The organism is Streptomyces sp. NPDC000075 (genome assembly GCF_040301925.1).
GTDB classification, from domain to species: domain Bacteria; phylum Actinomycetota; class Actinomycetes; order Streptomycetales; family Streptomycetaceae; genus Streptomyces; species Streptomyces polychromogenes.
The window spans coordinates 18,722-28,016 of the sequence record NZ_JBEPFL010000060.1 but is presented as its reverse complement, the minus strand read 5'-3'; the positions used below and the strand labels follow the sequence as shown (position 1 = coordinate 28,016).

The window sequence follows — 9,295 nt, the reverse complement described above, 5'->3', positions numbered from 1 at the left end:
CGGTAACGCCATGCCCGCCCCCATGCCTGTCGAAGTCGTCACATCCGACCAGCACAACGAGCAACCCGGCAAACCTTCCCGGTCACAGCACTAGGCGGGGCCGGGAAGACGGTCCCCGGCCCTGCGGGGCCGGGGTACCGCGCGGTAGCATCGCTGCGCCATGGGGATGAATGTGTCTTACACCAGTTTCGTCGCGGTCGGCGACTCCTTCACCGAGGGCATGTCCGACCTGCTCCCGGACGGCTCCTACCGGGGCTGGGCCGACCTGCTCGCCACCCGGCTGGCGGCCCGCGAGCCCGGCTTCCGCTACGCGAACCTCGCGGTGCGCGGGAAGCTGATCGGGCAGATCGCCGAGGACCAGGCCCCGGCCGCGGCGGCGATGCGCGCGGACGTGGTGACCCTGGTGGGCGGGCTCAACGACGCGCTGCGGCCGAAGGTGGACATGGGGCGCGTCCGCGGCCACCTGGAGGCCGCGGTGGAACTGCTCGCGCCCTCCTGCGAACGGCTCGTCCTGAAGCGCTCCATCACCGGGCCGCAACGGTCCGGTGATGGAGCGCTTCCGGCCGCGCATGGAGGAGCTGTTCGCCATCCTCGAGGAGCTCTCCGCCCGCCACGGCGCGCTGCTGGTGGACCTGTACGGGGCCCCGGTGCTCGGGGATCCGCGCCTGTGGGACGCCGACCGGCTGCACCTGACGGACGAGGGGCACCGGCGGGTGGCGGAGGCCGTCTGGCAGGCCCTGGACCTGCCCGCCGAGGAGGACTGGCGGGCGCCCCTGGCGCCCGCCCCCGCCCCGGGCTGGGGCGTGCGCCGCACCGAGGACCTGCGCTTCGCCAAGCGGCACCTGCTGCCCTGGATCGGCCGCCGGCTGACGGGCCGCTCCTCGGGCGACGGCCGCCCGCCGAAGCGGCCGGAGCTTCTGCCATACGGCACCCCGCCGCTCTTGTAGCAAGCCACAATTGCGAGCACTGCCCCCACCTGCGTAAACGCACAGCTCGAGCCCCAGTAGAATCCCTACACGTGACAGCCAAGCCCCGCATCCCCAATGTCCTGGCCGGCCGCTACGCCTCCGCGGAGCTCGCCGTCCTGTGGTCCCCCGAGTACAAGGTGACGCTGGAGCGGCGGCTGTGGCTCGCCGTCCTGCGTGCCCAGAAGGACCTCGGCATCGAGGTCCCGGACGCCGCCCTCGCCGACTACGAGCGCGTCCTGGAGACCGTCGACCTCGCCTCCATCGCCGAGCGCGAGAAGGTCACCCGCCACGACGTGAAGGCCCGGATCGAGGAGTTCAACGCCCTCGCCGGCCACGAGCACGTCCACAAGGGCATGACCTCCCGCGACCTGACCGAGAACGTCGAGCAGCTGCAGATCCGGCTCTCGCTGGAGCTCGCCCGCGACCGCACCGTCGCCGTCCTCGCCCGCCTCGGCAAGCTCGCAGGCGAGCACGCCGAGCTGGTCATGGCCGGCCGCTCCCACAACGTCGCCGCGCAGGCCACCACCCTGGGCAAGCGCTTCGCGACCGCCGCCGACGAGCTGCTGGTCGCCTACGACCGCCTGGAGAACCTGCTGGAGCGCTACCCGCTGCGCGGGATCAAGGGCCCGGTCGGCACCGCCCAGGACATGCTCGACCTGCTGGGCGGGGACGCCGCCAAGCTGGCCGACCTGGAGCAGCGCATCGCCGCCCACCTCGGCTTCGCCCAGGCCTTCACCTCGGTCGGCCAGGTCTACCCCCGCTCCCTCGACTACGACGTGGTCACCGCCCTGGTGCAGCTGGCCGCCGCCCCGTCGTCGATCGCGAAGACGATCCGCCTGATGGCCGGCCACGAGCTGGTCACCGAGGGCTTCAAGCCCGGCCAGGTCGGCTCCTCCGCGATGCCGCACAAGATGAACACGCGCTCCTGCGAGCGCGTGAACGGCCTGATGGTCATCCTGCGCGGCTACGCCTCCATGACGGGCGAGCTGGCCGGCGACCAGTGGAACGAGGGCGACGTCTCCTGCTCCGTGGTCCGCCGGGTGGCCCTGCCGGACGCCTTCTTCGCCTTCGACGGCCTGCTGGAGACCTTCCTGACGGTCCTCGACGAGTTCGGCGCCTTCCCGGCGGTCGTGGCCCGCGAGCTGGACCGCTACCTGCCGTTCCTCGCGACCACCAAGGTCCTGATGGGCGCGGTGCGGGCCGGTGTCGGCCGCGAGGCCGCGCACGAGGTCATCAAGGAGCACGCCGTCGCCTCCGCCCTGGCCATGCGCGAGCAGGGCGCCGAGCGCAACGAGCTCCTCGACAAGCTCGCGGCCGACGACCGGATGCCGCTGGACCGCGCGCAGCTGGACGCCCTGATGGCCGACAAGCTGTCCTTCACGGGCGCCGCGGGCGACCAGGTCGCGAGCGTGGTCTCCCGTATCGAGGCCATCGCCAAGGAGCACCCGGAAGCCGCCGGCTACGCCCCCGGGTCGATCCTCTGACCCCCGACGAGCTCGAAGCCGCCCGCGACCGCGTCCTCCCGGACGTGGTCGCGGGCGGTCTGCGTGTGCTGTTCTGCGGGATCAACCCGGGCCTCCTCTCCGCCGCGACGGGCCACCACTTCGCCCGCCCCGGCAACCGCTTCTGGCCGGTCCTGCACCTGTCCGGCTTCACCCCCCGCAGGCTGGCCCCCGCCGAACAGGAGGAGCTGCTCGGCTACCGCCTCGGCATCACCAACGTCGTCGCCCGGGCCACCGCCCGCGCCGACGAGCTGAGCGCCGAGGAGTTCCGCGAGGGCGGCCGGATCCTGACGGCGAAGGTGGAGCGGCTGCGCCCCCAGTGGCTGGCCGTGGTGGGGGTCACCGCCTACCGCACCGCGTTCGGCGAGCGGAAGGCCGTCATCGGCCCCCAGGAGCGCACCATCGGCGCCACCCGCATCTGGGCGCTGCCCAACCCGAGCGGCCTCAACGCCCACTGGACCGCCGCGACCATGGCCGAGGAGTTCGCCCGCCTCCGCGAGGCGACGGAGGAGCCTTAGCGAGTGCGGTGTGCCCGCGGTTGCCGGGAATCGGATCGCCGTCAACGGGGTTCCGCCTCCCCCTGCCCTTCACCCCGGGCGCTGAGGGCGCCGGCACGGTCGTCGACATCGGACCCGGCGTCGCTGACGTCGCCGTCGGGGACCGGGTCGGCTGGGTGGACATTCCCGGCACGTATGCCGAGCAGGCCGTCGTGGACGCCTCCCGGCTGGTGCCGCTGCCCGACGACATCGGCTTCGAGACCGCCGCCGCCGTGCTCCTCCAAGGCATGACCGCGCACTATCTCATCAAGGACGCCTACCCGGTTCAGGCGGGCGACACGGCGCTCGTGCATGCGGCCGCCGGTGGCATGGGGCTGCTTTTGACCCAGCTCATCACCCATCTCGGCGGCAGGGTGATCGGCACGACGTCGACCACGGCGAAGGCCGAGCTGGCGAAGCGTGCCGGGGCCGCCGAGGTGATCCTTTCCTCCGCGGTCGACGATCTCGCAGCCGAGGTGAGGCGGCTGGGCGGTGGGCAGGGAGTGCCGGTTGTCTTCGACGGCGTCGGCGCGCACACCTTCGACGCGAGCCTCGCCAGCCTGCGAACCCGCGGCCATCTCGTGCTCTTCGGCGCGGCAAGTGGCGCCGTGCCGCCGTTCGATCCGATCCGGCTCGCGCACGGCGGCTCGCTGACCCTGATCCGGCCCAGCCTCGGGGACTTCATCGCCGATCGGTCCGAACTGCTCCGCCGGGCGGCCGATGTGTTCGAGTGGGTGCGCTCCAAGGCGCTTGAGGTCACCGTCACGGGCCGCTACGCCTTGTCCGAGGCCGCCCAGGCCCACAGCGACCTGGAGGCCCGGCGCACCACCGGCAAGCTGCTCGTCATACCCGGTGCGGCGGCTCTCGGACGCCGGGAGACCGTCCACAACCTCCCGGGACAGAACGCTTAGGGCGGGTCGGTCACGGTGACGCCCGCCATCAGCAGGTACGGGAACTCCTCGTCCCACTGGGCGACGTACACGACCAGCCACCGCCCCTCGACCCGCCACAGGTGGACGTGGTCGGTGGTGGTGCAGACCTCGCCCCAGGGCTCCGGTATCTCCTCGCCGGCGAACTCCCGGTCCCGCAGGGAGCCCACGGCGAAGACCTGAGGCTCGCCCCACCGGCCGGTCAGGGCCTGGACCAGCGCACCGTACTCGGCGCCGATCTGGTCGGCCGCCTCCTCCCGGCCCGAACCGTCGTCGTCCCAGAAGTCCCTGGTCCGGCCGAGCGTGACCAGGAGATGCCCCGGGCCGCCGCCCCGCCCCGGGCCCCCCTCCGGTGCGGCCGGGAAGCCCGTGGCGCGGAGCCGGTCGATCGTGTCGAGGTGCTCTGCCGTGGTCATGCCGTCAGTATCCAAGGCACCACTGACAACTGGCTCTACGTCAAACCCCGCACCTCAGGCGTCCCGGCGCCGCACGGCCAGCCATCCGCCGACGAGCGCCGCGAGGGACCACAGCGCCATCACCCCGAGCCCGCTCCAGGGCCCCAGCGACCCCTCCGCCTGGGTGCGCAGCACCAGCTGCCCCGCCCGGTCCGGCATGAACTGCGAGGCTCCGCCCGCGACCTGTCCCACCACGAAGGGAACGACCAGCAGGAGGGGTATGAGCAGGCCCATCACCAGGGTGCCGCTGCGCACCAGCGCGGCCAGTCCGGCGGAGAGCAAGGCGATTAGCATCAGGTAGACCCCGCTGCCGAAGACCCCCCTCAGCGTCCCGGGGTCGCCGAGGGCGAGGGCGTACTCCCCCATGAAGGCCTGGCCGGCGACGAAGGTGACGAGGCCGGTGATCTGGCCGACGAGGAAGGACAGCGCTGCCACCGCGGCGGCCTTGGACAGGTACAGGCGGGTCCGGTTGGGCACGGCGCTCAGCGAGACCCGCAGGGCGCCGCCCCGGAACTCGGCGGCGAAGGCGGTGGCACCGAACGCCACGGCGGCTATCTGACCGAAGTTGATTCCGAAGAAGGCTCCGAGCAGGCGGTCCTCGCCGAGTGCCCCCGGCTCCGAGGTGCCTATGGCCCCCGCGGTGAGGACCGTGATGCCGGCGGTGGCGGCGAAGACGGCCAGCAGGGACCCGAGGACCGCTCGGGCGGACCGTATCTTGATCCACTCCGATCGCAGGACGGGGACGGTGGGCAGGGCGGCGGTGATCACGGCTTCGACTCCCAGGGGATTCAGGCGGAGGGGGCGGAGAAAGGGCTGCGGTCGGCGGTGAGTTCGAGGTAGGCCTCCTCCAGCGAGGCCCGCTCGTCGGAGAGTTCCAGCAGCGGGACGCCCTCTGCGGCGGCGAGGGCGCCGATCCGCTCGGCCCGTATGCCGTCGACGCTCCAGCGCCCCTCCCCTGCGGCGGTCATCGCCAGTCCGGCACGGGCCAGTACGGCCCCCAGCCGGTCCGGCTCGGAGGTCCGCAGCCGCACCCTCGGGGCACTGCGGGCGTCGATGAAGTCCGCGAGTGAGGTGTCGGCGAGCAGCCTGCCCTGCCCCAGGACGACGAGATGGTCGACGAACGAGGCGGACTCGGCCATCAGGTGGCTGGAGACGAACACCGTGCGGCCCTCGGCCGCGAGGCTTCGCATCAGTTCCCGGATCCAGATGATCCCCTCCGGGTCGAGGCCGTTGGTGGGCTCGTCCAGCAGCAGGACCGCCGGGTCGCCCAGCAGCGCGGCGGCTATGCCCAGGCGCTGGCGCATCCCGAGTGAGAAGGTGCCGATGCGGCGCCGGGCGACCGCCGCGATACCGGTCTGCTCCAGGACCGCGTCAACCCGGGAGCTCGGAATGCCGTTGCTGACGGCGAGGGCGAAGAGGTGATCCCGGGCCCGTCGCCCGCCATGGGCGGCCTGGGGGTCGAGGAGGGCGCCCACCCGCCGCAGGGGCCGGTCGATCGCGGTGAACCGGCTGCCGCCGACGGTGGCGGTGCCGGCGGTGGGCCGGTCCAGGCCCAGGATCATGCGCATGGTGGTGGACTTGCCGGCTCCGTTGGGTCCGAGGAAGCCGGTGACCCTGCCGGGCAGAACGTCGAAGGTGAGGTGGTCCACGACCCGTCGGGGGCCGTGGTCCTTGGTCAGTTCGCGGATCTCGATGCGGTTCATGGCTCAAGATTCGCCGTCCCGCCCTCCCTCGCTCCTCCCCCGTGCGAGGGTGGCGTCTCCCCCACGTGGGGGAGACGGTCCCGGCACGTCCCCTGCCACGATGTGGGCATGTACCGACTACTCCGCGCACCTCTGCGGTCGGTGACGTACTCGCGCTGGCTGCACCTGTGCGTTCCGCTGCTGCTGCTCGCCCTGTGGATGTTCATCAATCCGCGCTGGCCGTGGATGCCCCTGCTGATCGTCATACCCTTCGGCTTCGTGCCGTGGGTGCGGCTGGCCGAGGGGCTCCAGGCCCGGTTCCTGCTGACCCCGCAGGACGGGGAGGACGGCGAGAGCCGGATCAGCACGGCCGCGTCGGCGCGGTGGGCGGGCCGGTGGCGCACCGTCCTGTGGCTGGAGATACGGCTGGTCGTCTCGGGTGCCGCGATGTTCGCCACCGTATGGCTGCCGGTGGTGAGCGTCGAGCTGATCGCGACCGCCCTGGGGCATCCCCTCGACGCCGATCCGGCCGTGCCGTTCACCCCGCCGCCGTGGGCCGCCGCGCTGTTGGCACCGGTGCCGCTCGCCGTGCTGCTGGTGGTCGTCGTCCTGCTCGGTGAGCTGATCACGTCGATCGCGCACCGGCTGCTGGGGCCTTCGGCCGCCGAGCGGCTCAGCGCGCTGGAGGCACGTACGGAGCAGCTGCTGGAGCGGACGCGCATCGCGCGGGAGCTCCACGACTCGATCGGGCACGCGCTGACGGTGGCGGTGATGCAGGCCGGAGCCGCGCGGGCCGCCGGCGACCCCGAGTTCACCGACCGCGCGCTGAGCGCCATCGAGGAGACGGGGCGGGCCGCGCTGGAGGACCTGGAGCGGGTGCTGCTGGTCCTGCGGGAGTCGGCGCAGCCGGCCTCGCAGCGGCCCACCCTGACGGAGGCGGACCGGCTGCTGGAGTCGGCCCGCGCCTCGGGGGCTTCGGTGGACGCCGAACTGACCGGGCCGCTGGAGAGGTTGCCCGGGCCCGTCACCCGGGAGGGGTACCGGATCCTGCAGGAGGCGCTCACCAACGTGCTGCGCCATTGCGGACCCGTTCCGGTCCGCGTGCGGGTCGAGATGGCGAAGGACCGGCTGGAACTGGAGGTGACGAACCCGCTGCCGGATCGCCCCTGCGTCAGCGCGGGCGGGGGAAGCGGGCTGCGCGGCATCCGGGAACGGGCGTCGCTGCTCGGCGGCCGGGCCGACACCGGTCCCCACGAGGGCGGTTGGCGGGTGCGCGCGAGGCTTCCGCTGGAGCGAATACGCTGACCCGATGCCGGTCACCGTACTGCTCGTCGACGACGAGCCCCTGGTGCGCGCGGGTCTGCGCGCCGTCCTGGATTCCCAGCCCGACATCGAGGTGGTGGGCGAGGCGGCGGACGGGGCGTCCGTCATCCCCCTGGTCCGGAGACTGCGGCCGGACGTGGTGGCGATGGACGTGCGGATGCCGCTCCTCGACGGGATCGAGGCGACCCGGGCGGTCCTGCGGACGGTGGACTCACCTCCGAAGATCATCGTGGTCACGACCTTCGAGAACGACGAGTACGTCTACCAGGCGCTGCGGGCGGGGGCGGACGGGTTCCTGCTGAAGCGGGCCCGGCCGGCGGAGATCGTGCACGCGGTGCGGCTGGTGGCGGAGGGGGAGACGCTGCTGTTCCCCGCGGCGGTGCGGTCCCTCGCCGCCGAGTACGGGAACCGGCAGGCGCGGGCCGTGCTGGAGCGGGCCGCGCTGACCGAGCGGGAGGAGGCGGTACTGCGGCTCATGGCACGGGGACTGACCAACGTGGAGATCGCCCGCGAGCTGATCGTCGGAACGGAGACGGTCAAGTCACACGTCAGCGCGATCCTGGGCAAGCTGGGGGCGCGGGACCGGACCCAGGCGGTGATCGCCGCGTACGAGTCCGGATTCGTCTCACCCGCCTGAGGGGGGCCGCTTCTCGCCGCTGTGCCAAAGGCGCAGTACGATCCGGCTGACAGGGCCGCTAGCTGGGAGGACACACGTTGGGGCAGCTGACCGGCGGGGATCCCTCTCTGCTCAGGCGGATCAATTCGGCCGTGGTGCTGCGCGCACTGCGCGCAGCCGAATCGCCGACGCTCACCGACCTCACCCGGGTGACCGGGCTCTCCCGGCCGACGGTCGAGGGGGTGGTGGAGGGGCTGATGGGCGCCGGCCTGGTGGTCGAGGCCGACGCGGAGGAAGGCGCGCGGCGGCAGGGCCGTCCGGCGAGGAGGTTCCGCTTCCGGGCCGAGGCCGGCCATCTGCTGGGCGTCGAGATCGGCTCGCACCGGATCGCGGTGCTGCTGTCGGGGCTGGACGGCCGGGTGATCGGCGCCGGGACGAAGGAGGTCGCCGAGACCGCGTCGGCCGACGAGCGGCTGGAGCGGGTCCGGGCGGCGGTGGCGGATCTGCTGCGCCGGGCCGGGATCCCGCGCGACTCGCTGCGGGCGGTCGGGGTCGGCAGTCCGGGCATCGTGGAGGCCGACGGCACGGTCCGCCTCGGGACGGCACTGCCCGGCTGGACCGGGCTGCCCCTCGGGGAACGGCTGCGGCGCTCCTTCCGCTGCCCGGTCCGGGTGGAGAACGATGCCAACGCTGCGGCTGTGGCCGAGCACTGGAAGGGCGCGGCGCGCGACTCCGACGACATGGTGTTCGTGATGGCCGGACTCAGCCCGGGCGCGGGCTCGCTGATCGGCGGCCGGCTGCACCGGGGCTTCGGCGGGGCGGCGGGCGAGATCGGCGCGCTGCACCTGCTGGGGCGGGAGGCCACCCCGGAGCGGCTGCTGTCGACGACGGGCGAGCCGCTGCATCCGCTGGACGAGCCGGCGGTGGCCGAGGTCTTCGCGATGGCCAAGCGGGGTGACGAGCGGGCGGTGGCCGCGGTGGAACGGTTCCTCCAGCGCCTGGTGCACGACGTGGCGGCCCTGGTGCTGGCGATGGATCCGGAGCTGGTGGTGGTCGGCGGGTGGGCGGCCGGTCTGGACGGGGTCCTCGATCCGCTGCGGCGGGAGCTGGAGCGGTACTGCCTGCGGCCGCCGAAGGTGGCGTTGTCGCTGCTGGGTGAGGCGGCGGTGGCGACGGGGGCGTTGCGGCTCGCGCTGGACCATGTGGAGGAGGAGCTGTTCGCGGTGGAGAAGACCGTCACCGCGCGGTGAGTTCCGGCGGCGGGAGGGCGGCGGTCGCTGCGGC

The 9,295-nt window shown here is 73.1% G+C and carries 9 protein-coding genes and 1 pseudogene; 7 read left to right on the top strand and 3 right to left on the bottom strand.

Annotated features, from left to right (window positions below; all coding sequences use genetic code 11):
• Positions 1 to 160: 160 nt before the first annotated feature.
• The 4 genes and pseudogenes from ABT403_RS37785 (at position 161) to ABT403_RS37770 (ending at position 3,917) form a co-directional block, all read left to right on the top strand.
• A pseudogene (locus ABT403_RS37785) lies at positions 161 to 947 on the top strand (SGNH/GDSL hydrolase family protein).
• Positions 948 to 1,018: 71 nt separating this feature from the next.
• Positions 1,019 to 2,452: an adenylosuccinate lyase gene (purB, locus tag ABT403_RS37780; RefSeq protein WP_344171013.1), complete on the top strand. Its 1,434-nt coding sequence runs from the start codon at positions 1,019 to 1,021 to the stop codon at positions 2,450 to 2,452.
• Positions 2,449 to 2,988, top strand: a complete 540-nt coding sequence (gene mug, locus ABT403_RS37775) for a G/U mismatch-specific DNA glycosylase (protein WP_344171034.1) — start codon at positions 2,449 to 2,451, stop codon at positions 2,986 to 2,988. Before purB ends, mug begins: the two co-directional genes overlap by 4 nt.
• Before the next feature lie 20 nt (positions 2,989 to 3,008).
• On the top strand, positions 3,009 to 3,917 hold the full coding sequence (locus ABT403_RS37770) for a quinone oxidoreductase family protein (protein WP_344171010.1): 909 nt from the start codon (positions 3,009 to 3,011) through the stop codon (positions 3,915 to 3,917).
• On the opposite strand, the gene ABT403_RS37765 is transcribed toward ABT403_RS37770, so the two are convergent.
• The 3 genes from ABT403_RS37765 to ABT403_RS37755 are packed head-to-tail and all read right to left on the bottom strand — an operon-like array spanning position 3,914 to position 6,093.
• Positions 3,914 to 4,351, bottom strand: a complete 438-nt coding sequence (locus ABT403_RS37765) for a hypothetical protein (protein ID WP_344171006.1) — start codon at positions 4,349 to 4,351, stop codon at positions 3,914 to 3,916. The two genes, ABT403_RS37770 and ABT403_RS37765, sit on opposite strands and share 4 nt — an antisense overlap.
• Before the next feature lie 54 nt (positions 4,352 to 4,405).
• Positions 4,406 to 5,155, bottom strand: coding sequence for an ABC transporter permease (locus ABT403_RS37760; protein ID WP_344171031.1), 750 nt, complete (start codon positions 5,153 to 5,155; stop codon positions 4,406 to 4,408).
• A gap of 23 nt (positions 5,156 to 5,178) precedes the next feature.
• Positions 5,179 to 6,093, bottom strand: coding sequence for an ATP-binding cassette domain-containing protein (locus ABT403_RS37755; RefSeq protein ID WP_344171003.1), 915 nt, complete (start codon positions 6,091 to 6,093; stop codon positions 5,179 to 5,181).
• A 108-nt stretch (positions 6,094 to 6,201) separates the two neighbouring features.
• On the opposite strand from ABT403_RS37755, the gene ABT403_RS37750 reads away from it, so the two are divergent.
• The 3 genes from ABT403_RS37750 (at position 6,202) to ABT403_RS37740 (ending at position 9,261) form a co-directional block, all read left to right on the top strand.
• The gene (locus tag ABT403_RS37750) at positions 6,202 to 7,377 is read left to right on the top strand and encodes a sensor histidine kinase (protein WP_344171000.1); all 1,176 of its coding nucleotides are present in this window, start codon (positions 6,202 to 6,204) and stop codon (positions 7,375 to 7,377) included.
• A gap of 4 nt (positions 7,378 to 7,381) precedes the next feature.
• Positions 7,382 to 8,032 carry a response regulator gene (locus tag ABT403_RS37745; RefSeq protein ID WP_344170997.1) on the top strand — a complete coding sequence of 217 codons (651 nt, stop codon included), beginning with the start codon at positions 7,382 to 7,384 and terminating at the stop codon, positions 8,030 to 8,032.
• Positions 8,033 to 8,109: 77 nt separating this feature from the next.
• Positions 8,110 to 9,261 carry an ROK family transcriptional regulator gene (locus ABT403_RS37740; RefSeq protein ID WP_344170994.1) on the top strand — a complete coding sequence of 384 codons (1,152 nt, stop codon included), beginning with the start codon at positions 8,110 to 8,112 and terminating at the stop codon, positions 9,259 to 9,261.
• The last annotated feature ends 34 nt before the right edge of the window (positions 9,262 to 9,295 follow it).

Bases quoted from the DNA above. Each gene is read 5' to 3' on its own strand.
- ABT403_RS37755 (WP_344171003.1), bottom strand. From the start codon at position 6,093: ATGAACCGCATCGAGATCCGCGAACTGACCAAGGACCACGGCCCCCGA.
- ABT403_RS37765 (WP_344171006.1), bottom strand. From the start codon at position 4,351: ATGACCACGGCAGAGCACCTCGACACGATCGACCGGCTCCGCGCCACG.
- ABT403_RS37750 (WP_344171000.1), top strand. From the start codon at position 6,202: ATGTACCGACTACTCCGCGCACCTCTGCGGTCGGTGACGTACTCGCGC.
- ABT403_RS37745 (WP_344170997.1), top strand. From the start codon at position 7,382: ATGCCGGTCACCGTACTGCTCGTCGACGACGAGCCCCTGGTGCGCGCG.